The sequence below is a fragment of the Runella sp. genome (genome assembly GCF_965279615.1).
Lineage (GTDB): Bacteria > Bacteroidota > Bacteroidia > Cytophagales > Spirosomataceae > Runella.
In genome coordinates, this window is sequence record NZ_OZ257252.1 from 3,660,658 (window position 1) to 3,686,630 (window position 25,973).

Here is a 25,973-nt window from a genome sequence, read left to right on the forward strand (position 1 = left end):
GTACCCGAAAATCTAAAATTTGGCACGGATTTACGCCTTCGCCTCAAATGCCTCTCTCAATTCTTCGCGGTCGTCAAAATGATGCTTGATGCCTTTGATCTCCTGATAGGTTTCGTGGCCTTTTCCCGCCACCAAAATAATATCGTGCGGCTGCGCCAATGACACCGCATAGCGAATGGCCTGACGACGATCTTCAATGACCTTCATTTTTTTATAATCTACGGGCGATATTCCTACTTCCATCTGCTCCAAAATCGCCATCGGTTCTTCGTTACGCGGATTATCAGAGGTTAGAATCACTTTACTACTCAACTCCCCGGCAATTCGTGCCATTTCAGGGCGTTTGGTTGCATCGCGATTGCCCCCACAACCCACCACCGTAATTACCTGTTGATCACCTTCCCGAAGTTCGCTGATGGTTTCCAACACATTTTGCAAGGCATCGGGTGTATGAGCGTAATCCACAATTCCGACCACGGCATCTGCACTTACCACTTGCTCAAAACGACCGGGTGGCGGTGTAATCGCCGACAACGCCGTGAGTACCTGCTCAACGTCTTCTCCCAACAACAAAGCCGCGCCATAAACACCTAACAGATTGTAAGCGTTGAACTTACCGATCAGTTTAAACCATACTTCTTTCCCATCAATCTCCATTTGAAGACCGAAAAGGCTATCTGCAAGAAGCTTACCTTTGAAAGTGGCAACGGTTTGGAGTGAATATGTTTCTTTGCGGGCCACTGTATTTTGTACCATCACGCCGCCACGGCGGTCGTCGATATTGACAAGCGCAAAAGCATATTTCGGCAATTGGTCAAAGAACCCTTTTTTGGCTTTGATGTAATTGTCAAACGTTTTGTGAAAGTCGAGGTGGTCATGGGTAATGTTAGTAAAAATCCCTCCCGAGAAAAGCAGCCCCGCAATGCGCTCCTGCACAACGGCGTGGGAGCTTACTTCCATAAAACAATGCGTACAACCGCGTCGAACCATTTCGGCCAACAATTCATTGATCTTGACCGAATCGGGAGTAGTATGGGTGGAAGCAATGACGTCGTCGTCAATCTGATTTTGCACCGTTGACAGCAACCCAACGCGGTAGCCCAATTGGCGGAACAATTTAAATAAGAGCGTCACGGTTGACGTCTTGCCGTTGGTGCCTGTTACTCCGACCAATTTAAGTTTTGAAGAAGGATTATCGTAAAATTTGGCCGCCATCAACCCCATCGTACGGGCCGAATCGGCCACATGAATGTAGGCGATGCCATCGTTCAGTTCGGAAGGAAGCTGTTCGCACAAAATGGCGGCAGCACCCATTTCCAACACTTTCGGAATGAACTGATGGCCATCCACCTGCGTACCTTTTTGGGCCACAAACAACGATCCACCGGCTACTTTCCGCGAATCAAATTCAATACTTTTTAATTCTATATCTGTATTTCCGATGATAGAAATGATCGGAACACCCGCCAATATCTCCTGAAGCGTCTTTGACATATAAAATTTACGTTCTTTTGTTTTGAGAAAACGAGGATTTAAGAATCCTCTTGGTTGGTTTTGAGAAACCAACCGCACTGATAACTTACTTCTCCTGCTGAATATTCTTCAATTCCAACGTGCTTTCTTTCCGTTCAAAAGCCATCATTTTATCCAATAACGTCTCAATGTTATCGGCAACAATGAGCAGATCACGGTTTTCAGGTTTAAGAAATCCTTCTTCCACCATTACTTCCATGTGGGCTAAAAGGTGATCGTAAAAACCGTTGTAATTAAGTACACCTACCGGCCCGTGGAATATCTTCAACTGCGCCCACGCCAAAATTTCAAACATTTCATCGAGTGTACCATAGCCGCCCGGCAAATTGATGACCCCATCCGAAAGTGACACCATCTTAGCTTTGCGCTCGTGCATGGTTTCCACAAAATGAATTTCGGTCAGCGTTTGGTGCGCTACTTCCAGTTTGGCCAAAAAATTAGGAATGATTCCCGTTACCTGCGCGCCGCCGGCCAATGTTCCGTCGGCTACGGCTCCCATTAGTCCCAAGTTTCCACCGCCATACACCAGATTAATGCCTCGTTTGGCCATTGCCAGACCCACTTCAGTAGCCAATTGGAGATATTCGGGACGCTTGCCCGCGTTGGAGCCACAATATACAACGATCGATTTCATGTTCGGAAAATAAGCTTTTGGGCGCAAATATCGGGAACGAATTTGACCAATGCTAACGACAGTCATTGCCAAAAGGAACGAATAATCTATTTTTGTTGTGAATCGATACATATAGATTTTAACAAAAGCATGAAAGAGCTGAAAGCAATCATCAACGCTTACAACCTCCTCAACCCCGAAAAAACCAAAGCGGCCATTGCCACCGTGGTACGTGTGGAAGGTTCCTCGTACCGCCGCACAGGAGCGCGCATGCTTGTTACAGACGATGGCATATGGGTGGGTGGAATCAGCGGCGGTTGCCTGGAAGGTGATGCGCTCAAACGCGCCCGATTGGCCATGGCCAAGGCTCAACCCAGCTTAGTAACCTATGATACAACCGAAGACGACCAACATCAGATCGGCGTAGGATTGGGCTGTCACGGAGTGATTGATGTACTGCTTTCTCCATTGGAAATCGGCAATCCCAACAATGCTGTCGAAATCCTGAAAAGCTGCAGGGCCGAACGCCGGCAAACGCATATTTTATTGACCATCATCGGCTTGGAAGATGAATATAATGGCTTAAGAGCGGGTAATATGCTTCGTTATACCGGGCAGGAAAGCCTGAATGTGTTTGAAGATGCGGAGTTGGAGGCAAAAATTGAAAAGAGTATTCAGAATTTTACCCAAAAAGGACGCTCAAGACCGGCAACGTTTGAACTTTCGGACGGGCGTGAATTGGAAATTTTTATCGAGATCCTTCCGCCTGAAGTTCATCTCGTATTAATGGGGCATCAATACGATGTGCTCCCCCTCACTCGGCTGGTCAAAGAGATCGGGTGGCGAGCTACGGTGGTGGCCAATCCGCAAAAAATCATGCAAAAGTTGAGTGCTGTTGCCGATGAAATCGTTACTCCCGCCGACTTCGAAACCATTTTAATTGATGAACATACCGCCATTATTTTAATGTCACATGATTTCAAAACCGATAAGTATAATTTACCGAAAGTACTCAAAACAAAGGCTGCCTATATTGGTATGTTGGGTCCGCGCGTCCGCTCCGAAAAAATACTGGATGAACTTTCGCAGGAAGGAATTGAAATTTCACAAACAGACTTAGAACGCATCCACGCGCCCGTCGGTCTGGACATAGGCGCTATTTCACCCGAAGAAATTGCGCTTTCTATCATCGCCGAAATTCGGGCCGTATTTTCCGACCGCAATGGCGCCGCCCTGCGCCTGCGTACTACTCCCATTCACGAAAGAGATTGATCTTATGGAATTAACTCCCGTTGCCGAAGCAACCCGCATCATTTTAGAAAACAGTATCGACTACGGTACCGAACATATACCTTTCACTGACGCCAACCGACGGGTGTTGGCAGAACCACTTGTAGCTGACCGCGATTTCCCTCCCTTTGACCGCGTCACGATGGATGGCATTGCCATTCAGTGGCAGAGTTATGTAAATGGTCAACGGGATTTTCGAATCGAAAGCACTCAAACCGCCGGCGAGTCGCAGCATACCCTCTCCGACCCCACTGCCTGCATTGAGGTCATGACGGGTGCCATGTTGCCCATCAATACCAACTTGGTCATTCGGTACGAAGATCTTACGATCAAAAATGGCACAGCTCATCTTACCACTACTGTAAAGGAAGGGCAAAATGTGCATTACCAAGGAGAAGACCGCAAAGCAGGCGCACCTATCCTGCCACCTTATACGCTTTTGGGTCCGCCGGCCATTGCGATCGCCGCCGGTATCGGGGCGGCTCAGGTACCTGTCAGAAAACTGCCTTCCGTTGTCATTATTACGTCGGGCGACGAATTGGTGGCGGTGGAGCAAACGCCCCTTCCCCATCAAATTCGCAGTTCGAACATTCACTGCATTGCTACGCTGTTGAAAGAGTATCAGATCACCGCCGATTTTATCCATATTCATGATGATTTGTCTGCCACTCAACAAGTCATTCGAAAGGCGCTGACACAATACGATGTACTGATCCTGTGCGGCGGAGTATCGCAGGGCAAGAAAGATTACATCCCCAAAGCCCTGGAAGCCGAAGGCGTTGAAAAATATTTTCATAAGCTGAGTCAGCAACCCGGCAAACCGTTTTGGTTTGGCCGAAAAGGCAACAACGTCGTTTTTGCACTGCCCGGCAATCCCGTTTCGTCCTTTCTGTGCGCCCGACGGTATTTTATTCCTTGGCTGCGCAAGTCATTGGGAATAGCCCCAATGGACAACGGCTATGCCTCTCTTAGTGACGATTACGTATATAATTCGCCACTTACATACTTCCTTCAGGTACAGATTTATTTGGAAGGAGCAACATTAATGGCACGCCCATTGACGGGTCATGGCTCAGGAGATTTTGTTAACCTAACTGATACTCAAGGCTTTTTAGAATTACCTCAAGAAAGAAATGAGTTTCGTAAAGGAGAAATATTCCCAATATGGCGATATGACTATTGAATATGATTTTTAATAGATACCATTGGATAAATAATTCAAAAAAAGTCTCCTGAAAATTTTGCGGGGTCAAATTCTTTGTTTACAATTGTAAACAAATCCTCCTAATTGTTCAATTACAGTCATGAAAGTTCGAGTAAAAAAATCAAGAAAAATTTTTCGTATAAATTTTCGACGAACCTAAAACTGTAAGTCTTTAGCGTAACCCACTAAGGGCAAATTTGTTAACGATTTCTTAATATCACGTCGCGATTATATTTTTCAAATTTCCTCTCTGCCTACGAAGCAAGTCGAGTTGTAGAGAGACAGGAAAGATTCGTATTTTCGCAAACTATACCTAACGTTTTGAGAAGTACCCGGAATAAATACCATTCCCGCAGGATTGCTGTATATTTTTTGAAAGAGTAAAAACAAGGTATTGAAACCCCATATAATTATTTAACTCTATGTATGTTATAAAACGTGATGGCCGCCGTGAATCGGTCAAGTTTGACAAAATCACCTCACGCATCGAAAAGCTGTGCTATGGTTTAGACGCTCTCTACGTTCAACCGATTGAAGTAGCCAAAAAAGTAGTTGCCGGTATCTACGATGGCGTCACAACCGCAGAGCTGGATGTTCTGGCTGCTGAAACGGCCGCTTCCATGACCACCAAGCACCCGGACTATGCAATTCTGGCAGCCCGTATCGCTATTTCAAACCTACACAAAAACACGCTGAAATCATTTTCAGCGACCATGAAGCAGCTTTATACGTACACTGATCCTAAAACGGGAGAAAATGCCTCGCTTATTTCGAAAGAAGCACACGATATTATTCGTAAACACGCTGCATTATTAGATTCGACAATTATCTACGACCGTGACTACGGTTACGATTATTTTGGTTATAAAACACTTGAAAAATCATACTTACTAAAAGTGAACGGTAAAATTGCCGAGCGCCCTCAGCACATGCTGATGCGCGTGGCTGTTGGTATTCACTTAGACGATATTGATTCCGTTATTGAGACGTATAACCTCCTTTCGGAACGTTGGTTTACACACGCTACTCCTACGCTTTTCAACGCCGGTACTCCTAAGCCTCAAATGTCGAGCTGCTTCCTGCTGACGATGAAAGACGATAGCATCGACGGAATCTATGATACGCTTAAACAATGTGCGTTGATCTCACAATCGGCGGGCGGCATTGGCTTGAGCATTCATAATATTCGCGCCACGGGTAGCTACATCAAAGGTACCAACGGTACTTCCAACGGTATTGTGCCGATGCTGCGCGTATTTAACGATACCGCTCGCTACGTAGATCAGGGAGGCGGCAAGCGTAAAGGTTCTTTCGCTATCTATTTGGAGCCTTGGCATGCTGATATTTTTGAGTTTTTGGACTTGAAGCGTAACCACGGCAAAGAAGAACTTCGTGCCCGTGACTTATTCTACGCTATGTGGATTCCTGATTTGTTCATGAAACGCGTAGAAGCCAATGATACTTGGTCATTGCTGTGTCCGCACGAGTGTCCGGGATTAGCGGATACTTACGGCGATGAATTTGAGCAATTGTACGAAAAATACGAGCGTGAAGGAAAAGCGCGCAAAACCATCAAAGCGCAAGATCTTTGGTTTGCCATTATGGAGTCCCAAATCGAAACCGGAACGCCGTACATGCTTTACAAAGACCACGCCAACCGTAAATCAAACCAGAAGAATTTGGGTACCATCAAGTCGTCGAACTTATGTACCGAAATCATGGAATATACCTCTCCTGACGAAGTGGCAGTTTGTAACCTGGCCTCGCTTTCATTGCCTAAATTTGTGGAGCAGGGAACCGACGGATTTTTCCATTTCAACCACGAGAAACTTTTCGACATCACGAAAGTGGTTACGAAAAACCTTAATAAGATCATTGATCTCAATTACTATCCTGTTCCGGAAGCAGAACGCAGCAACAAGCGTCACCGCCCCATCGGGATTGGTATTCAGGGACTTGCCGATGCATTTTTGATGATGCGCATGCCTTTCGAATCGGAAGAAGCACGTCGTCTCAACGAAGATATTCATGAAACTATCTACTGCGGTGCCATGACCGCTTCAATGGAATTGGCAAAAACACAGGGACCGTACGAAACATGGAAAGGTTCACCGATCTCACAGGGTATATTCCAATTTGACATGTGGAACACCAATCCTAAGAGCGGACGTTGGAACTGGGAACAATTGCGCAAGGATGTGGTGAAATTCGGCGTACGCAATTCACTTCTTTTGGCGCCAATGCCGACGGCTTCGACCAGCCAGATTTTAGGAAATAACGAGTGTTTTGAGCCGTTCACTTCCAATCTTTACGTTCGTCGAGTGTTGTCGGGCGAGTTTATTGTGGTAAACAAGTACCTTTTGAAGGATCTGGTGAAAGAGAATTTGTGGAATGACTCCATGAAAAATAAACTCATGGCTCACAACGGTTCGGTACAAAAAATTGACGAAGTGCCTTCGCATCTCAAAGAACTGTACAAAACGGCGTGGGAGATCAAACAAAAGACCATTGTAGACATGGCTGCCGACAGAGGGGCTTACATCTGTCAGTCTCAGTCACTGAATATTTTCATGGACAATGCCAACTACGGCAAATTGACATCCATGCACTTCTACGCTTGGAAAAAAGGACTCAAAACGGGTATGTATTACCTGCGTACACAAGCAGCTGTTGATGCAGTTAAGATCACGGTAGAGAAAAACGCGGAAGCTATTCTTGAGCCGGTTACTACGACAGTTGCCGAAAAAGAGTTGAACTACGAAAAGTACGCTCAGGAGCATGCGCCTCAAGCCGCCGCCCGCGACAGTCAGTCTGATACTCAGTACGCACTTGATCAACCAAATCAAGGTCCTGAAGGCGAGAAGTAATTCGTGTTCACAATAGCATCTCGGCAGGTAATCAATCGTTGTATCTTTTACACAGTTGATTACCTGCTATTATTTTTACGTATCTTTGCGTCCTAAAAAAACGCTCGCTTTAGCACCCAAAAGTTATGTTTGGAGATATGATGGGAATGCTTGGAAAAGTTAAAGAATTCCAAGCCAAAATGAAGGAAGCTCAGGAAAGTCTTGGGCATTTGACCGAGTCGGCCGAATCAGGTGCAGGACTCGTAAAAGTAACAGTGAACGGTCTTAAAAAGGTAACAAGCCTCAGTATTGATCCCGAACTTATCAAACCTGAAGACCGCGAAATGTTGCAGGATTTGATTGCAGCGGCGATCAATAAGGCTATGGAAAAAATTGAGGATCAGATCAAAGCACACATTCAACAATCTACCGAAGGAGTTTTACCAAACATTCCCGGGCTGGATTTGAGTAAGTTCATGAAGTAAATGTCGGTAGATAAAGTTGCCATTGTTATTCTTAACTATAACGGGAGAAACTTTCTGGAGAAGTTTCTCCCGTCTGTTATTAAATACTCCGAATCTGCCGCTGTTTATGTGGCCGACAGCGCCTCTACTGATGGCTCAGTGGCATGGGTAAAGAGCCACTTTCCTACAATAAAAACGATTGTTTTACCCAAAAACTACGGATATGCGGGAGGTTATAATCAAGCACTGAAAGAAGTTTCTGCCGAGTATTATATCCTGCTCAACTCAGATGTTGAGGTTACTCCACATTGGTTAAGCCCCATCATTAAACTGATGGATAATAATCCCAAAATCGCAGCCTGTCAACCTAAATTGTTGGCCTACCACGACAAAACTCAATTTGAGTACGCAGGTGCTTCAGGAGGCTATATTGACTGGTTGGGATATACTTATTGTCGCGGTCGTATATTTTACCACAACGAGGTAGATAAGGGCCAATATGACACGGCCGTTCCTATCTTCTGGGCCTCCGGTGCGGCCTTGGTCATTCGCAGGAATCTTTTCCACGAAATGGGCGGATTTGATGCGGATTTCTTTGCTCACATGGAAGAGATCGATCTTTGCTGGCGATTGCATTCGGCAGGATATCAAATATATTGCTGTCCTCAATCAGTCGTGTATCATGTAGGTGGCGGTACACTTCCTCCTTCCAGTCCTTTCAAGACGTACCTCAATTATCGGAACAGTCTGGCAATGCTTTACAAGAATTTACCGGGGCATCGCAAGTGGTTTATCATCATTTTGAGGCTTATTTTAGACGGCGTTTCGTCGGTACGCTACTTGCCCAAGAGACAATGGAAAGATATATGGGCTATTGTGAGAGCTCATTTTGCATTTTATGGGTGGATTTTTGGCGAACTTCCCCGGAAACGGGACCGAATCCAGCAGGAAATAGTACAAATAAAAAGCCATGAATCGCTGCCAATTTCTTCCAAGAGCATCATTTGGGCATATTTTGTAAAAGGCTGCAAAACCTTCGACTCATTTTCAAGACTTTAATCAAAAAAATTACTTGTTTTATATTCTACCGAAAACCCGATAAAATCCTTTAATTTTGCGGCTCATATAATTTTAGTCACTCTGCGAAAGCAAACAACATGGCATTATTTGATTTTTTAACGAGCGAGATTGCGATTGATTTAGGTACGGCGAATACGCTGATTATTCACAAAGACAAAATCGTTGTGGACGAGCCTTCAATCATTGCTTTGGACAAGAATAACGGGAAGGTGTTGGCGATTGGTCACAAAGCAATGCAAATGCACGAAAAGACCAATGAAAATATAAAAACCATACGCCCGTTAAAAGACGGTGTTATTGCCGACTTTACCGCTGCGGAATTAATGATCAGAGGGATGATCAAAATGATCACGCCCAACAATCGCTTCTTTACGCCTTCACACCGAATGGTCATTTGTATCCCATCGGGTATTACAGAAGTAGAAAAACGGGCCGTAAAAGATTCTGCAGAGCATGCAGGCGCGAAGGAAGTTTATATGGTACATGAACCTATTGCCGCTTCTATCGGTATTGGCATTGATATTACACAGCCCAACGGCACCATGATCGTGGACATTGGCGGTGGGACGACCGAGATCGCCGTTATTGCGCTTTCCGGTATTGTTTGTGAGCAATCCATTCGTATTGCGGGTGATGTTTTCACGAAGGATATCGTGGATTATATGCGTCGTGAGCATAACCTGTTGATCGGAGAACGTTCAGCTGAGCAAATCAAAATTGAAGTGGGTTCTGCTCTTCCTGAACTGGATAATCCACCGGCAGATTTTGAAATTCGGGGACGTGACTTAATGACAGGTATTCCGAAAGAGATCAAAGTTACTTACAGCGAGATCGCGTATGCGTTGGACAAATCGATTTCCAAAATCGAAGAAGCTGTTATGAAAGCCCTTGAAATCTCTCCTCCGGAGCTTTCGGCCGATATTTACACCAACGGTATTCATTTAACAGGTGGTGGTGCTCTTTTGCACGGTTTGGACAAACGGTTGGCAACCAAAACAAAACTGCCGATCCACGTGGCTGATGATCCTCTCAAAGCTGTCGTAAAAGGAACGGGTGAGATCCTGAAAAATCTGGAATTATATAAGTCTGTATTAATCCAATAGAAGCGGGAAACCGGGAGTGAGGAGTGAGTTTTTCCATTCTCACTCCTCATTCCTACCTTCTCACTCCTGCGTAAAAATGCTCCAACTTTTTCAGTTTATTGGCCGCAATCGAAACTTTATCCTCTTTGTTTTGCTTGAGGTGTTTAGTTTTTGGTTGCTCGTCAATAACAATAATTATTGGAGTGTAGAATACTTCAACACTGCCAACTCTCTCAATGCAAGGGCATTGGAAGCATCAAACACCCTACGGGAATATACCGGCCTAAGGCAGGTAAACGCTGCTTTGGCCGAAGAGAATAGGCGCCTGCACGAACAACTGATAGCACTGCAACAGCAAAATCCCGCCAATGCTCCCACCGGTTACAAAGCCGATTCCGCTTTTGCCACTCGTTATAAATTCGTGACGATCGCTAAAGTAATTGACAACAGTATTCACCGCGCCGACAATTACCTGACCATTGACAAGGGTTATGCCGACGGCGTAAAAGTAGGTATGGGTGTTATTTCATCTACGGGAGTCGTGGGGAAAGTAAAGACTTGTAACAAAAACTTTTCGGTCATTACGTCTATTCTTCATTCTCAGTACATGGTTTCCACCAAACTGATCCGAAGCGGTGAAAATGGCAATGCCGAGTGGGTGAACAACAGTCTTCCTTCCATCATACAGCTGAAAGATATTTCACGATATAAACCCGTCAGTAAAGGAGATACAGCCGTCACATCTGACTACAATGCTGTATTCCCACCGGGCGTGCCTATAGGATATGTCAAAAGTTTCAAAGTTGCACCTGATCAGGCATTTTTTGAAATCGACCTCCAGCTGGCGACCGACTTCTCTAAAGTCTCATATGTGTATTTGGTAAACAATAAGCTTCTGGATCAACAACAATCTCTTCAGGAAAGCCTTATTAATAAACGTAAATGAATCCAAACGAAATTTTTCGCAGTATCTTAAGATGGTTGATTTATGTGTTGCTTCATATTTTTGTAGCACGCCACTTGGTGCTGTTTGACTATGCGTTTTGCTTTATTTATGTAGGTGCCATTTTGTTCTTACCGCAGGAGATCAGTCTAACGGGTCTGCTGTTGATAGCGTTCGTTACGGGTGTCACTATTGATTCTTTTGATAATACGCTCGGCCTACACGCCGCAACCTCCGTTTTTTTGGCGTACCTGCGTCCTATTGTCATTCGCTACCAGTTTGCTCAAAAACTTTCGGAGGGGCGTCTGGAACTTTCATTGAACGAACTGGGGCTTCCTGCCTTTTTGTCTTATATTCTTTTATTGGTTTCCATTCACCACCTTTTATTGTTCTTTATTGAAGCAGGCAGCTTAAGTTTGTTCCCTTATACTCTTTTAAAAGTAGGTTGCAGTATTTTATTTACGACAGTAACCCTGTTGCTTACTCAGCTTTTTTCTCGTTGATAAAGAAAAAAAGTTCCCACTTCTGACATTTTGTCTAAAAATTAAAGTATTTAATTCCGTTGGAATAATTTTTGTCGTATATTATACCATACTAAGTATGGGTAAGTTCTTCCACAGCTAATCCTGAAAAAATAACCTTTCATAAAGGGTTTTTGTCGATTGGTGAAAGAAGAGTTGCGCGGAAGGTGGGTCGTTTGCTAAAATTCGTAAATTTACGGCAGCCATGTCAGTCATTATGTCAGAAGAAATCGAAGAAATCCCCTTAGCCTCCTCAGAGACGTCTTATAACGACACTGAGAAGAACGATATATTCAATCGTGAGTTTATGCCCCACATAAACTCCATGTACAACTTTGCCTTTAGGCTTACAATGGACGAAGATGATGCCAATGATCTCGTCCAGGATACCTATTTAAAAGCTTTTCGTTTTATTTCTTCTTTTGAACGGGGAACTAATGCCAAAGCGTGGTTGTTCAGAATCCTGAAAAACAGTTTTATTAATGATTATCGTAAACGGAGTAAAGAGCCGTCGAAGGTAGATTACCAGGAAGTAGAAACCACCTACAACTCGGAAGAAGCTGCCGAAGTCGATCATACTACCGACTTACGCGTCGAAACTGTTCAAGACATGATTGGCGATGAAGTAGCCACTGCGCTGAATTCATTGCCGGTTGATTTTCGTACGGTAATTATTCTTTGTGATATTGAAGGATTTACCTACGAAGAAATGGCTAAGATTCTGGATATTCCGATTGGTACTGTTCGCTCTCGTTTGCACCGCGCACGGAATCTCCTTAAAGACAAGCTCAAAGTGTATGCCTCTTCGATGGGGTATGACACAGATGAGGACTGATTTAGGGCTGTATTGAATGATATCCAACATTTTAAGCTATGTCTTTGAACTTTTTTTAATGAAAATTCATTCTAAGTAAAGACAACTTAATAGTAAGATTCAAAGAAAAAATTGAACCTTTGCAATGTTATTGGATATGCATTCGTCAGCCTCCGCCAGTGAGAATAGTGAAACGAGGAAGCCTCAAAAACAATACTGCGAACACCACGCAGAATGTCTGAAGAAAATTCAGTCGGTTTTAGATGGAGAAGCTTCAGAAGCCGAGAAGGAACACTTCAGGGAAAACATGGATGATTGCCTTCACTGCATCAAAATGTACCACCTCGAAAAGTGTGTTAAGGAAGCCCTTCAGGCGAAAGTCGACAAGCGATTATGCCCCGACAATCTCGTACAGGCAATCAAGACAAAATTAAACATTATCTCCTAAGTTTTGGAAGGAAAGCTCATCATCTTCTCTGCACCGTCCGGTTCCGGTAAAACGACCATCGTACGCCACTTACTCTCAAAGTACACTAATTTGGGTTTTTCTATTTCCGCCTGCACACGCGACCGTCGCGGTCGTAATGAAGTGCACGGAAAAGATTACTACTTTTTAAGCCCCGATGAGTTTAAGCAAAGAATCGACAATAATGAGTTTGTGGAATGGGAAGAAGTTTACCCGGGAGGGTATTATGGGACACTGAAATCCGAAATAGAACGTTTGTGGGCCGATGGCAAACATGTCATTTTTGATGTGGATGTAAAGGGAGGCCTCAAACTCAAAGAGTACTTTGGAGAACGCGCGCTTGCCATTTTCGTAAAGGCACCAAGCGAAGACGCCATTAAAGAGCGTCTTAAGATGCGAGGCACGGAAACCGAAGACAGCCTCTCTAAACGGCTTTTTAAAGTTAAATTCGAAATGTCATTTCAAGATCAATTTGATGTCATTTTGGTGAATGACAACCTTGACTCTGCACTCGCAAAAGCCGAAGAATTAGTAGAAAATTTTCTCGGCTGACCTTGCTCATCTCCTGATTTTAAAAACTTATTGATTCACCCGTAACGTTCGGTTGTTACTGTGTTTCAGAATCTATTGAAGTAATTTCATTTCCACATAAAAAGGGTTCCACTGATGGTGGGGCCCTTTTTTATTTTTTATTGTTTTTTTATAACTCACTCATTATCAATTACAAACAAGACAAGAAAAATATTGATTTTTATTATTCCGGGCAATTTCTATATGCCTGAAATCTAAAATAAGGCTTGCGTCGTTTATATGGTCGATTTTAATCAAGTATTCAAAAACCTTTAAAATTTCGTTATTCAATGGAAAAACACACCATTTTACCGGGCACCGGGAAAGGGTCGACCGTGCCGGCGATTCCTTCGGTGGAAAGACGTCTCTTTCTTCGGCACATGGGGCTCTTAACTGCTTCGGCAACTGCCCTTCTTGCCTCCTGCAGCAAAGGCCTTGACTTTACTCCCGGTGGCGCAGCCGTCAATCATTCATCTGCCAAGATCAATGCTGACGGCTCTATCGACCTTGGCTCCGGCGACGTTGGCATCTTGAATTATGCCTATGCGCTGGAACAATTGGAAACTGCTTTCTACATGACAGCAGTAGAAAAAACGAAGGGTTTATCGAGCAAAGACCTTATGGTACTTCAGGAACTTCGCGATCATGAGTTGGTTCACCGCGAATTTTTCCGGGCAGTATTAGGCGCTAATGCCATTCCTGATCTGGAGGTTGACTTTTCAGGAGTTGACTGGAATAATCGCAACGCGGTATTTGATCTTGCCAACAAATTTGAATCGACCGGCGTGGGGGCCTACAACGGCGCAGCTCGGTACATCCAAAATGTTGACGTGATCGGTATAGCCGGCAAGATCGTATCGGTTGAAGCAAGACATGCCTCCCTCACCGGGCACATGTTGCTTCCTAATTCTAAGTTTTCAATTGCGCATGAATTGATTGACTCCAATGGATTGGATGTGGCTTATAAACCCGCTGAAGTTCTTCCAAAGGTTCAACCTTTTCTTAAACAAAAATTGAGTGGAGCTAATTTACCAACTGCTTAAACCGGCGAACATCTATGAACTTATTCAACATATTGTCCGACATTGAAAAAATCGATGTGGATGCCAACGAGCGATATACTTTCACTCGTCGTAAAATGCTCAAAACCACTACCATCGCAGCTGCTGCAACTTCTACTCTTTTTGCGGGCGTTGTAAACAAGGCTTTTGCCGCAACGCCGGAAATCAATGAAGTACTGAATTTCGCGTTGTTATTAGAATATCTGGAAGCAGAATTTTATACAAAAGGTATCAATTCAGGCTTAAACTTCGGCATATCTAAAGGGCTGTTTGAAGAAATCGCCAAACATGAAAACCAACACGTTGCCCTGCTGAAGTCTGCATTGGGAGCCGCTGCCATCGCCAAACCTGTATTTGATTTTACGGCAAAAGGAGCTTTTCCCGATCCATTTACAAATTATCCCGTTTTCCTGACTTTAGCCCAGGCATTCGAAGATACAGGCGTACGAGCCTACAAAGGGCAAGCGCCTAAATTGGCAAGTAACCGCGATATTTTGGAAACTGCTTTGCGTATTCACTCCGTAGAAGCTCGTCACGCAGGAGAGATTCGATTGGTTCGTGAGCTGACCCCATACGCCAACGAAGGAAACAACGGATCAGGCAATGGTGGTGTTCCTGCGGCCGTTTATGCCGGAGAAAATAACATTTACCACATGAACGGAATTGATTTGATCTCACTTACTACGCCTAAATTTTTGGATAGTATGAGAGCAGAGAAAGTGGTACGTGAATCATTTGATGAGCCGCTCACCAAAGAACAGGTAACGGCGATTGCCATGCCATTTATCAAATCGATGTAATCATCGTTTCATCATACTTTAAAATGTTAAAAACCGGGCGATTGTCCGGTTTTTAACATTTTAACTAACATGGTGTTTCGCAAACAAATAAACCTAATTTATATTCTCTCAATTAATTCTTTTACTTGACGGATCTTACGACCCGCAATATGATCAATAATGGCCGCTGCATGTTCGCGGCCATTCTCAATAAATACTTTTTCGGTATGAATCCCCGCCACAACTGTGCCACATAAATAAAGACCGGGTACATTGGTTTCAAAGGTTTCAGGATCATAGATCGGTACCATACTCGGCTGAGTGAGCTCTATTCCGCAACGTTGAAGCAGAGCAGCATCCGGAATGTACCCAATCAACATCAACACAAAATCCGCTTCAAGCCATTCTGATTCTCCGGTCTCTACATTTTCGATCTGTACACGCTTTGGTTCAATGGCTGTAGTCAGGCTGTTGAAACGTGTTTTGATTTTTCCTTCCCGTACTCGATTTTTCACATCCGGCACAAGCCAATACTTGACCGTCGGACGGAAATCTTCGCCTCGGTGGACGATCGTCACGTCTACATCGTGACGATATAATTCCAATGCTGCCTCAACGGCAGAATTGGCGGCACCTATAATAACAACTTTGGAGAACGAATATAAGAAAGGTTCGTCATAATATGGAGAAACATGTGGTAAATTTTCCCCGGGAATTCCTAACCGACGCGGAAAATCAAAATAACCTGTAGCAATGATCACTTTACGGGCATAATACGTCTCACCTTGGATGGTTTGCACTTCCAATAACTCATCCTGTTTGACCACCTGAGTCACTTCCGTAAAAAGTTTAAAATTCAGGTGATAAAAACCGGCAGCTTTACGATAGTACTGCAATGCCTCACTGCGGTTGGCTTTTACTTCTGAAATAGGGAATGGAAGACCGCCAATTTCGATGTTTTCGGCAGTGGAGAAAAAACGCATGCGCTTTGGATAGCAACGAATCGACTCCGTAATGCTTCCTTTTTCCAGAATGAGGTGACTCAATCCGGCTTTGACCGCTTCGATCCCTACGGCCAATCCGCATGGTCCTGCGCCTACTATCAATACGTCGTATACTTGCATAAAAGAGAAAATAATAAATACCTTATAAAAGTAAAGATTGGCACTCCAAACCCTACGAAATCAACGATTAATTCTCAACAGGTAATGCTTAAATCGCGTCCATAGGTTTCCGTAAAAGCATTTTTAACAGATAAAGCTATATCCTTTTGAATTTGGCGGTTTGTTTGTTTTCTTGCATCTCCAAGACCTTTATTCCCAAACCGATCAATTTTATAACACCGCAATTCAGTTGAAAAATTCACTTCAAAACTAAATTCCCGTATGAAAAAATCGCTACTTGTTGCTGCTGCGTTATTTTGCAGTTGTATTCTGACCGACGCCCAACAACGAACCCCTCCTCCCGCCCCAACCCCTGCCCCTGCAACTACACCAACAGAGGAAAAGAAATCATCCAATAATCTTACCTTCAATCCTGATTCATTCGTAGTAACCGACCACGAAACAACCATTAAAGGTCAAAAAATTCCGTATCGCGCTACTACCGGTACCATGCCCGTGTGGGATGAAGATGGCAAAGCCATTGCCGGTCTGTTCTATACCTTTTATGAAAGGTCAGACGTAAAAGATCGTACGACTCGCCCTTTGGTTATTTCGTTCAACGGCGGCCCCGGCTCGGCGGCTGTTTGGATGCACATTGCCTATACCGGTCCGCGCTTGCTCAATATTGACGATGAAGGGTATCCCGTTCAGCCGTACGGCATCAAAGAAAACCCCTATTCTATTCTGGATGTGGCTGATATTGTTTTTGTTAACCCTGTTAATACCGGTTATTCAAGACCCACAAGTAAAGATATTCCGGGCTCAAAATTCTTTGGTGTACGGGCCGATATAAAATACCTGGCCGAATGGATCGGAACGTTTGTCACACGTAACAATCGCTGGGCTTCGCCTAAATACCTGATCGGAGAAAGTTACGGAACGACACGTGTATCAGGCTTGGCATTGGAGCTTCAAAGCTCGCAATGGATGTACCTGAACGGAGTTATTCTGGTTTCTCCTACTTCGCTTGGTATTGAGCGCGGTGAAGCCTCCGGAGCGGCCCTTCGTTTGCCCTATTTTGCCGCTACGGCTTGGTATCATAAAGCGTTGGGTGCGGATCTCCAGAAAAAAGATCTGACAGACCTGCTGCCCGAAGTGGAAAACTTTACGATTAACGAGTTATTGCCGGCCATCAGCAAAGGAGGTTTTTTGGAAGATGCCAAACGAAAAGAAATTGCCGCCAAAATGGCAAAATACTCGGGTCTTTCCGAAAAAGTGATCTTACAAAGCAATTTTGACGTAACAACCAGCTATTTCTGGAAAGAACTTCTCCGCGACAAGGGATTTACTGTAGGTCGGTTGGATTCCCGCTATAAAGGCATTGACCGCCAGGACGTAGGAGACAAACCTGACTTCAACTCAGAATTGACTTCATGGCTGCATTCCTTCACGCCTGCCATCAATATTTATTTGCGGAATGAGCTGAATTACAAAACGGACATGAAATACTACATGTTTGGTCCTGTCAATCCGTGGGATCGCAACGGCGACCAATCGGCCGAAAACCTACGTCAGGCCATGGCGCAAAATCCATACATGCATGTGATGGTACAATCAGGCTACTATGACGGCGCTTGTGATTATTTCAACGCCAAATACAACATGTGGCAAATGGACCCCAGCGGAAAACTCAAAGATCGCATGAGTTGGAAAGGCTACCGCAGCGGCCACATGATGTACCTGCGCAAAGAAGATCTGCAAACGGGCAATGAAGATATTCGTCAATTTATCAAACAGTCATTGCCCAAACCGGGGCAACCCGCCAAATATTGATAAATAAGAAATCCGTAGGGGCAGGCTTTACGTCTGCCCTTTTTGAGCTGACAGTTTCGCGGTTATCGGGCAGACGCAAGGCCTGCCCCTACGAGTTACCAAAAGAGACGTGAATTCACGTCTCTTTTGGTTTATAGAGTTATCAACAATAAATCTACTTTTATCCACATAATCAGTAAAATTTGATTCACAATTGCTTGATAGTGTTGTAAATACTTAGCAATTATTATGAAGCGCTCTTTGTACTTTCTTTCCTTTCTTTTTCTCCTTTTTTCACAGGCAAATGCCCAGACAAAATCCATTAAAAATTCTGCACCGTTGGCCGACGCCGCTCCGGAAACCGTGGGCATGTCTTCTGAAAGACTCAGTCGTATGGACGGCGTTTTACAAAATGCCGTGGCGCAAAGTTCGGTACCGGGCGTTGCGGCGCTGGTGGTTCGCAACGGCAAAATCGTTTATTACAAAGCCTTTGGCATGGCCGACAATGAATCCAATCGCCCGCTCAAACGCGACGATATTTTCCGCATCGCTTCCATGTCCAAAGCCATTACTTCTACGGCGGTAATGATGCTGTGGGAAGAAGGTAAATTTCAATTGGACGACCCTATTTCCAAATATATTCCGGAGTTCAAAAATCAGACCGTTCTGAAAAACTTCAAGTTTCAGGACAGTACTTACACCACTGAGCCGGTCAAGTCAGAAATAACGATTCGCCATTTACTGACGCATACCTCAGGGCTTGGCTACGGAGCGATTGATGGCGACGAAAAATTCAAAGCACTCTATTACAAAGCCGGTATCGTGGATCTGTTTACCACGCAGCCCGTCAAAATCGGAGACAACATCAAAAAATTGGCAAAATTGCCTTTGCATCATCATCCGGGCGAAAAATACGTTTACTCAGAAGGTCTGGATGTATTGGGCTATTTCATCGAAATCATGTCCGGAATGCCCTTTGATGAATTTTTACGCAAACGGCTTTTCGATCCGTTGGGCATGAATGATACTTATTTTTATCTGCCGGACGCCAAAGCTTCGCGCTTGGTATCGATCCAGAAACCGCAAAACGGTCAATGGGTGCGTTACCCCAACACTTTTTATGATACCGATTACCCCATTAAAGGAGCCAAAGCGTTCTTTTCGGGAGGAGCGGGATTGTCGAGTACGGCCAAAGATTACGCTACTTTTTTGATGATGTACCTGAACGGCGGCGAATTGGGCGGCAAACGTTTTCTGAGTCGGAAGACCATCGAAGCCATTCTCAGCAATCAGGTGGGCGAATTGCTCGGCGGCGACAAAGCCAACTCTTCTTACGGACTGGCATTTGGGTTATTGAATAAAGCCGGGGCAGAAAAAGGAGCCAAAGGCAGTGAAGGCACGTTCGAATGGGGCGGTTATTTCAACACCAATTATTTTGCCGATCCCAAAGAAAAGATCATTGGCGTTATTATGAAACAAACCCAAAGCAGCGGCGACAACCTCAATAATTTGTTTCGGCAAATCATTTATCAATCCATCGACGATTAACCGGAAGTCGGCAATGGAGCAGTGATTGTAAAGAATCCGTCAATTAAACCCAAAAAATGCAATGAAAATGACGTTCATGTTTCTTTTATCTGTCTTATGGGTTACGCTGAATGCTCACGCCATAGACCCAAAAACGTTGGAGATCGGAGCGCAGGCTCCCGATTTTAAACTTACCGGCACGGACGGAAAAACGTACAGTTTAGCGAGTTTCAGCAAGGCGAAAGTATTGGTTGTGATCTTTACCTGTAATCACTGCCCCACTGCTCAGGCCTATGAAGATCGAATTATTCGCCTGACCAATGATTACAAAGCCAAAGGTGTACAGGTAGTGGCAATATCAACCAATGACCCATCGGCGGTGCGTCTGGATGAATTGGGATATACGGATCTGAGCGACACCTTTGAGGAAATGAAGATCAGGTACAAAGACAAAAACTATAATTTTCCGTACCTCTACGACGGCGATACGCAGGTTACATCCTTGGCTTACGGTGCCGTAGCTACGCCTCACGTTTTTATTTTTGACCAAAGCCGCAAGCTGCAATACGTTGGCCGTTTTGATGATGTGGAAAAACCAACCGAAACGCCCAAAGTGAACAATGCCCGCGATGCCGTTGAGGCGTTGTTGGCCGGAAAACCGGTGGCCGTTCCTAAAACCAAATCATTTGGATGTTCGGTCAAATGGAAAGAAAAATCAGATTGGATCGAAAAAGGCAAAGCCGAATGGGCCAAAGAAGAAGTAAAACTTGAATCCATTACCCCCGACGGTCTTCGCAAGCTTTTGAAAAATGATACTGAAAAACTCCGCGTTATCAACGTTTGGGCTACTTGGTGCGGCCCCTGTGTGGTGGAATTTCCCGAATTTGTGACCATGAACCGCATGTATCGCGGCCGCGAATTTGAGTTTGTCAGCATCACTACCGACAAACCCGCTCAACGTGAAAAAGCATTAAAATTTCTTAAAGCAAAGCAGGCTTCCAATACCAATTACATTTTGGACGGAATGGATGTGTACCAATTCATCGAAATCGTTGATCCAAAATGGCAGGGGGCATTGCCTTACACGCTTATCATTGAACCGGGCGGCAAAGTCATTTATACCAAACAGGGAGCTATTAACGCACGCGAAGTCCGCAAGAAAATTGTAGAAAGCCCGACCGTTGGACGATATTATTAAATAAGAAATGTCATCAAAAACCCCGACGCCTAATTCGTCGGGATTTTTGATGACATTGGTAAACGCCTCCCTGTACAGGTTTTGAGAAACCTGTACCACGCCGTGCCGGCAGTTTCTTAAAACTGCCGGTTGGGTTGCTCACAACCCAATGAAACTGTAAAAAAGAAATTTCACACGACTTCTCATGCAGGTTTTGAAAAACCTGCATCACCTTTGGCACGGATTTTTTTCAATAAAACTAAAATCACAGGCCATGAATATTGACTATAATCAATTAACGATTGCTGAAGCTAAGGTGATTCAGGAAAATTTGCGCGCTAACGTTCAGTTAGCGCCACTCAATAAACCAATTCACACCATTGCCGGAGCTGATATTTCACTTAATCTTTACAGTGAAACCATTTATGCGGGCATCGTCATTCTGCGTTATTCGGATTTGCAGCCGTTAGCGTACTCATTGGTCAAAAGCACCAATACCTTTCCATATGTACCGGGTTATCTGGCCTTTCGGGAAGTGCCGGCGCTTATGCAGGTTTGGGAGCAAATGCCGATCAAGCCCGATATCATTATGGTGGATGGACACGGCATAGCTCACCCAAGACGCATGGGAATCGCCTCCCATTTTGGCACGCTGACCAATACCACAACGCTGGGTTGCGCCAAGAAAATTCTCTTCGGAAAATGGTCAGAGCCCGAATCCATCAAAGGTTCCTACATGCTCATAAAAGACAAAGAAGAAATTGTAGGCTATGCACTGCGGAGCAAAAATAATGTTAAACCCGTTTTTATCTCCCCGGGAAATCAGATGTGCCTCCAAGACAGTTTAAACATTGCAATGCATTGTATTGGTAATTATCGTTTGCCTGAGCCTACCCGTAAAGCGCATGAGTTCGTCAATCGCTTCCGTACCGGAGAGTTAAAAGAAGGCTATCATGTACTGGAAAATTGGGAATTGTTTTAGCTTAATTATGTCATACAATTAATGCATAGGACAAAAGTTTTAAATTATTGCAATTATTATATCTGAAAATTAACCACCAAAAATTTCTTCAAATAATCATATTTAAAGAAAATATTTTTTGGAAACTTTTTTTTTGGCAAAATTGTCTATGTTCTTGAATAGCAAATTATATCTTCTATATTTGTAATACAAAACTACTCCAATCATAGAAAGAAAATCTTTCTTTTGTACATTTCTACCTCTTTGAGCCGTCTATTGATATGATGGCAATTTCATTCACTAAGACACTAATCAGGGGAAAAAACTACTACCAATATTTTATCTGACTTTTCAGCGCAGCCATTCATACGTCGATTCTTATTTTGATTGACATAGAGTGCCTGCTGAGCAATCATTCACAAAAAAACCGTACGTCGAGCACAAACTTTTTAACAACTCCTTTGCGAGTCGTTATACACTTCATTTAAAATACCACTGACATGAACCGTTTTTCAGTTTTATATACGCTTAGAAAACAATACCATCACCTTTCGTACAGCACGCGCCAGGAAGCCGAAGCTGTATTGGAAAAGATCTCCCGTAGCCGTCGCGGTACTCCGATCGGTATTTATGACGCCAAAACAGAGTTATTCTTTTGGGAGCGAAGCCGACAAAAAAAGCACAGCCTATTGACGCTTGGTAAACAGGCAAAAGAAGAAGATTCCGTTATTTCAGTCGTTCAGAATTTACGTCGACAGGCGGAAGTCCCTACAGAAGATGAACTTGTTGAATTGGACATTATGTTACGACCAATGCCCCGATTGATTCGTTCCTAATCATTAAATCCAGCTCGAACCTGACCATTCATCAGCCCCAAACCATAAACACTTCGGGCTGATGAACTATGGGCTAACTATTACAAGTGGCTATTGGGATGGAGACAACTCTGCCAATACTCAATAATGAGTTTGAGTTGCTGTTGAAATTTAGCATAGCTCGTTGCCTTCTTATAGAAACCCTGCACCGCTGCATCATACGCAATTCGGATAAGTTGCGCATTGGCGGCCGTTGTCAAAAATACAAAAGGAATTGATTTTCTGCGCAGAAATTCACTTTTGTTGATATGATCACGAAGTTCTATTCCATTCATGACCGGCATATTTATATCGCACAATATCAGAAACGGCTGTTCAGCAGTGGTTTCCAGGTAATGAAGTGCCGTTTTTCCGTTGGGAAAGAAAATAAGCTCGTTCGGTAAATCCAAACTTCCAATGATTTGGCTTATAAGATACTGATCATCAGTATCATCTTCAACAGAAATGATAGGACCTATCAATGACATAATTATGTACATTTTAGTAACATTAGCAAATGTATATCGAAGAGTCGAAATTATCAACTGTCGAAATCGGTAAGATTGATAAAATAAGGCATATGAATAATCCAAGGCCATTTGTTCATTTTCGTTTACCGTATACTAAAATGTATGCACAACTATTTCAAAAAAATGCTGAAATTGAAATTATGTTCCTGCGAGGTATCTCCGTAATCTAACTCAACTATGGAAAAAATGATCATCTTTGAATCTTTGCCCCTGTTGCAAAGTACTCTTTCCGACTTTTTTGGAAGATTTTCTCATATCCAAATCGTTGGTACACCGTCAAAGTTTGATTTTTTGGATCAATTACTTAAAACCACCCAACCCGATTGGTTGTGGGTAGACGGAACTGTAGAAGAAATAGGTAAAAAGGGCTATTTGAAGAAGGTCCAAAAACAATTCCCCGCGTTAAAAATCATTGTTTTCAGTTTTGGAGACACCATTGTTGATATTCAACGATTCTATCGTTTGGGAATTCGGGGTTATTTATCAAAAATGGCGAGCCTTGATGAGTTGACAAAGGCCATGCACATTATTGCAGAAAACAAAATATACGTATCGGCATCCTTGGTAGAATCTTTGACGAGTTGGGTCTCTACCCCTGCCAAATTTGCCAAAACAGCGTACTATAAACTTACCACTCGCGAGCAGGAGGTATTACAACTCATTGTGGATGAGTACACTACCCGCGAAATCGCCGATAAATTGTTTGTAAGCAAGTGTACCATTGAGACCCATCGTCTCAATTTGATTCAAAAATTAGGGGTCAAAAATACGGCCGGTCTGGTACGCACGGCCATTGTGGAACAACTGTGTGGCTATCTGACTTAGGTTAATTTTCCTTCTTTGACCAATTCACGCATGATGCCGTTTTCCAAACGCTTATGGTCAAGTACGTGATTTTTGTCGGCCAAAAGTGTCAACAGGCAGTAATGGACAATGTTACCGATGCTTGCTCCGGTCAATTCAAAACGGGTTGCAATTTGAACCCAATCCACATTTTTATCTACTTTCAGTTGTTCCGGAATGGCTTTTTGCCAAAGCGACAGTCGTTCTTCCACGCGCGGCATTGGAAAATAGATCATCGATTGAAAACGCCGGGCAAAAGCTTCGTCGATATTATTACGTTGGTTGGACGCCAGAATCACCAATCCCGCAAATGACTCAATGCGTTGTAAAAGATAAGCCACTTCCTGATTGGCGTACTTATCATGGGCATCTCGAATGTCAGTCCGTTTGCCGAAAAGCGCGTCCGCTTCGTCAAAAAACAGGATCCAATCTTTGTTTTGGGCTTTATCAAAAAGACGCGACAGGTTTTTTTCCGTTTCTCCGATGTATTTTGAAATGGTTTGGGAAAGGTCTATCCGAAAGACATCTTTGTCCGTTGCTTTCCCTAACAAGGTTGCCGTGAGGGTTTTTCCCGTTCCGGGCGGGCCATAAAACAACGCTCGGTAGCCTTGCCGGATGTGCCGTTTCATGCCCCAATCTTCGAGCAGCGTAGGATTCCAGGTTATCCAATTTTCAATATCACGGATCTGCCGCAGCGTTTGCGGGTGCAACACTAAGTCTTCCCATTCGAGCGGAGTTTGCAGGTATTCTGCCGGGAAATCAGTGCTGAATTTCGGTTTGCTTACCAAGCCCACCGTGAGTAATTCAACCACTTCCGAATCTAAAATGATCCGTCCGCTCATCATTGGCTCTCCGGGCCGAACCGGCTCCAACGTCAGAATGTGCTGCTGATAAAACCAATGCGAAGTACTGAACAGGGCCTGCACGGAAAGGCGTTTGGCCAAATCATCATCTGCCAGAATAAATTGAGCGGTTTCACCCGTGGGCATTATCCCGCGATGATTGCCCGAACGCGCGCCGCCAAACGGTGCAAAGTCTCCTCCTTCGGGCAAAAAATCGGCAATAACAGTACTGAAAAAATCGGGTTGCAGGTGCGGTACCAAGGCCAACAGCAACACCACGTATTCTTCAAAACCGGGATGGTACATCTCCAGAAATTTGGCAAAGGAAGAGTCATCCTGCACATACCCCACGCCGCTGACGTCGACTGTTTCTTCTCGGCCAAAATGCACCTTTAATCTTCCGTTCACCACCGAATGGAGATAAGCAATGGCCGTGGTAAGGTTGGGCGTGTTAGGCATAATTTCGTCTGAATGCGGGGAATGCCTATTTTAAATCCTTCAAATAATCTTTCATAGCGTCTTCGTCGTCTTCGGGAGCCAAAAGATGGAGTACATCAGTGACGGGTTTCAGGTTGCTGAATTCCATTTCTTCGCCTCCCGAAAAATACCAATGCTTTTCTTTGCGCCCACCGCTGCCATAACCAAACGTAAAACGACTGATGATCAGGAAGCTTTCTCCTTCCGGCTTTACAATCAGACAATCAAAATAAGATTTATTACTACTTATATCGCTCACATAGACGCTGTATAAATTTCCGCGTTTTTTGCCATTGGACTCCCTTATCACAAAAAGGTGTCTGGGTGTGATCGGCTCCATGTTTTGAGCATTCTCATAAAAACCGGTGGATTTTAATTCCGTTAGGTATAACATCCCAAACCTTGTTTTTAGGCTTTCGGAAAGAAATTCATCCATCACGGCGAGTTGTTTATTGAAAGCTTCAAGGTCCGGTTTTAGCCGAGCCAATTGGGCCGACACTTCTGCCTGAATAAAACTCTCCATAAACGCTTTCACTTTTTCCATAAGTCAACACCAAAACAAATAATTGATAATCAAATCA

General features: G+C 44.0%; 24 protein-coding genes. 18 read left to right on the top strand and 6 right to left on the bottom strand.

The genetic code is table 11. From position 1 onward, the window contains the following. Window positions 1–30 precede the first annotated feature (30 nt). A complete protein-coding gene (locus ACQY73_RS15475; protein ID WP_428667647.1) occupies window positions 31–1,494 on the bottom strand; it encodes a UDP-N-acetylmuramoyl-L-alanyl-D-glutamate--2,6-diaminopimelate ligase in 1,464 nt (487 codons plus the stop codon). A gap of 85 nt (window positions 1,495–1,579) precedes the next feature. Further along, complete coding sequence (locus tag ACQY73_RS15480; RefSeq protein ID WP_428667649.1) at window positions 1,580–2,167, bottom strand: TIGR00730 family Rossman fold protein; 588 nt, start codon at window positions 2,165–2,167, stop codon at window positions 1,580–1,582. Window positions 2,168–2,296: 129 nt separating this feature from the next. Here ACQY73_RS15480 and ACQY73_RS15485 point away from each other — a divergent pair, with 129 nt between their 5' ends. From ACQY73_RS15485 to ACQY73_RS15540, 12 genes are all read left to right on the top strand, one after another. Next, entirely contained in the window at window positions 2,297–3,418 is a 1,122-nt protein-coding gene (locus tag ACQY73_RS15485; protein ID WP_428667651.1) for an XdhC family protein, read from the top strand. 4 nt (window positions 3,419–3,422) lie between these two features. Continuing rightward, the gene (locus ACQY73_RS15490; RefSeq protein ID WP_428667653.1) at window positions 3,423–4,619 is read left to right on the top strand and encodes a molybdopterin molybdotransferase MoeA; all 1,197 of its coding nucleotides are present in this window, start codon (window positions 3,423–3,425) and stop codon (window positions 4,617–4,619) included. A gap of 443 nt (window positions 4,620–5,062) precedes the next feature. Beyond that, window positions 5,063–7,507, top strand: coding sequence for a ribonucleoside-diphosphate reductase subunit alpha (locus ACQY73_RS15495; protein ID WP_428667655.1), 2,445 nt, complete (start codon window positions 5,063–5,065; stop codon window positions 7,505–7,507). Between the two features lie 125 nt (window positions 7,508–7,632). Continuing rightward, window positions 7,633–7,971, top strand: a complete 339-nt coding sequence (locus ACQY73_RS15500; protein WP_428667657.1) for a YbaB/EbfC family nucleoid-associated protein — start codon at window positions 7,633–7,635, stop codon at window positions 7,969–7,971. Continuing rightward, complete coding sequence (locus tag ACQY73_RS15505; RefSeq protein WP_428667659.1) at window positions 7,972–9,009, top strand: glycosyltransferase family 2 protein; 1,038 nt, start codon at window positions 7,972–7,974, stop codon at window positions 9,007–9,009. A gap of 98 nt (window positions 9,010–9,107) precedes the next feature. After that, window positions 9,108–10,133, top strand: a complete 1,026-nt coding sequence (locus tag ACQY73_RS15510; protein ID WP_013926777.1) for a rod shape-determining protein — start codon at window positions 9,108–9,110, stop codon at window positions 10,131–10,133. Between the two features lie 76 nt (window positions 10,134–10,209). Further along, window positions 10,210–11,058: a rod shape-determining protein MreC gene (mreC, locus tag ACQY73_RS15515; RefSeq protein WP_428667662.1), complete on the top strand. Its 849-nt coding sequence runs from the start codon at window positions 10,210–10,212 to the stop codon at window positions 11,056–11,058. Further along, window positions 11,055–11,558, top strand: a complete 504-nt coding sequence (locus tag ACQY73_RS15520) for a hypothetical protein (protein WP_428667664.1) — start codon at window positions 11,055–11,057, stop codon at window positions 11,556–11,558. Before mreC ends, ACQY73_RS15520 begins: the two co-directional genes overlap by 4 nt. Window positions 11,559–11,781: 223 nt before the next feature. After that, complete coding sequence (locus ACQY73_RS15525) at window positions 11,782–12,411, top strand: sigma-70 family RNA polymerase sigma factor (RefSeq protein ID WP_166556820.1); 630 nt, start codon at window positions 11,782–11,784, stop codon at window positions 12,409–12,411. Window positions 12,412–12,841: 430 nt separating this feature from the next. Next, a complete protein-coding gene (gmk, locus tag ACQY73_RS15530; protein ID WP_428667666.1) occupies window positions 12,842–13,408 on the top strand; it encodes a guanylate kinase in 567 nt (188 codons plus the stop codon). A gap of 308 nt (window positions 13,409–13,716) precedes the next feature. Further along, the gene (locus ACQY73_RS15535; protein WP_428667668.1) at window positions 13,717–14,469 is read left to right on the top strand and encodes a ferritin-like domain-containing protein; all 753 of its coding nucleotides are present in this window, start codon (window positions 13,717–13,719) and stop codon (window positions 14,467–14,469) included. Between the two features lie 14 nt (window positions 14,470–14,483). Continuing rightward, a complete protein-coding gene (locus ACQY73_RS15540) occupies window positions 14,484–15,287 on the top strand; it encodes a ferritin-like domain-containing protein (protein ID WP_428667670.1) in 804 nt (267 codons plus the stop codon). Between the two features lie 98 nt (window positions 15,288–15,385). Here ACQY73_RS15540 and ACQY73_RS15545 read toward each other — a convergent pair whose 3' ends face one another. After that, a complete protein-coding gene (locus ACQY73_RS15545) occupies window positions 15,386–16,390 on the bottom strand; it encodes a YpdA family putative bacillithiol disulfide reductase (RefSeq protein ID WP_428667672.1) in 1,005 nt (334 codons plus the stop codon). Between the two features lie 261 nt (window positions 16,391–16,651). Between ACQY73_RS15545 and ACQY73_RS15550 the strand changes: the two genes are divergently transcribed. From ACQY73_RS15550 to ACQY73_RS15570, 5 genes are all read left to right on the top strand, one after another. Beyond that, on the top strand, window positions 16,652–18,202 hold the full coding sequence (locus ACQY73_RS15550; RefSeq protein ID WP_428667674.1) for a S10 family peptidase: 1,551 nt from the start codon (window positions 16,652–16,654) through the stop codon (window positions 18,200–18,202). 228 nt (window positions 18,203–18,430) lie between these two features. Further along, the gene (locus ACQY73_RS15555; RefSeq protein ID WP_428667676.1) at window positions 18,431–19,729 is read left to right on the top strand and encodes a serine hydrolase domain-containing protein; all 1,299 of its coding nucleotides are present in this window, start codon (window positions 18,431–18,433) and stop codon (window positions 19,727–19,729) included. Between the two features lie 61 nt (window positions 19,730–19,790). Beyond that, complete coding sequence (locus ACQY73_RS15560) at window positions 19,791–20,906, top strand: redoxin domain-containing protein (RefSeq protein ID WP_428667678.1); 1,116 nt, start codon at window positions 19,791–19,793, stop codon at window positions 20,904–20,906. 253 nt (window positions 20,907–21,159) lie between these two features. Further along, the gene (nfi, locus tag ACQY73_RS15565) at window positions 21,160–21,867 is read left to right on the top strand and encodes a deoxyribonuclease V (protein ID WP_428667680.1); all 708 of its coding nucleotides are present in this window, start codon (window positions 21,160–21,162) and stop codon (window positions 21,865–21,867) included. Window positions 21,868–22,346: 479 nt separating this feature from the next. Then, a complete protein-coding gene (locus ACQY73_RS15570) occupies window positions 22,347–22,682 on the top strand; it encodes a hypothetical protein (RefSeq protein ID WP_428667682.1) in 336 nt (111 codons plus the stop codon). Window positions 22,683–22,762: 80 nt separating this feature from the next. Here ACQY73_RS15570 and ACQY73_RS15575 read toward each other — a convergent pair whose 3' ends face one another. Continuing rightward, complete coding sequence (locus ACQY73_RS15575) at window positions 22,763–23,188, bottom strand: response regulator (protein WP_428667684.1); 426 nt, start codon at window positions 23,186–23,188, stop codon at window positions 22,763–22,765. Between the two features lie 219 nt (window positions 23,189–23,407). Between ACQY73_RS15575 and ACQY73_RS15580 the strand changes: the two genes are divergently transcribed. Next, window positions 23,408–24,055 (top strand): LuxR C-terminal-related transcriptional regulator, encoded by a 648-nt coding sequence (locus ACQY73_RS15580; RefSeq protein ID WP_428667686.1) that lies wholly within the window; start codon window positions 23,408–23,410, stop codon window positions 24,053–24,055. Here ACQY73_RS15580 and ACQY73_RS15585 read toward each other — a convergent pair. Together ACQY73_RS15585 and ACQY73_RS15590 are read right to left on the bottom strand one after the other, a co-directional pair. Next, window positions 24,052–25,374 (bottom strand): ATP-binding protein, encoded by a 1,323-nt coding sequence (locus ACQY73_RS15585; RefSeq protein WP_428667688.1) that lies wholly within the window; start codon window positions 25,372–25,374, stop codon window positions 24,052–24,054. The genes ACQY73_RS15580 and ACQY73_RS15585 overlap by 4 nt on opposite strands. 25 nt (window positions 25,375–25,399) lie before the next feature. Beyond that, on the bottom strand, window positions 25,400–25,936 hold the full coding sequence (locus ACQY73_RS15590) for a hypothetical protein (protein ID WP_428667690.1): 537 nt from the start codon (window positions 25,934–25,936) through the stop codon (window positions 25,400–25,402). Window positions 25,937–25,973 lie beyond the last annotated feature (37 nt).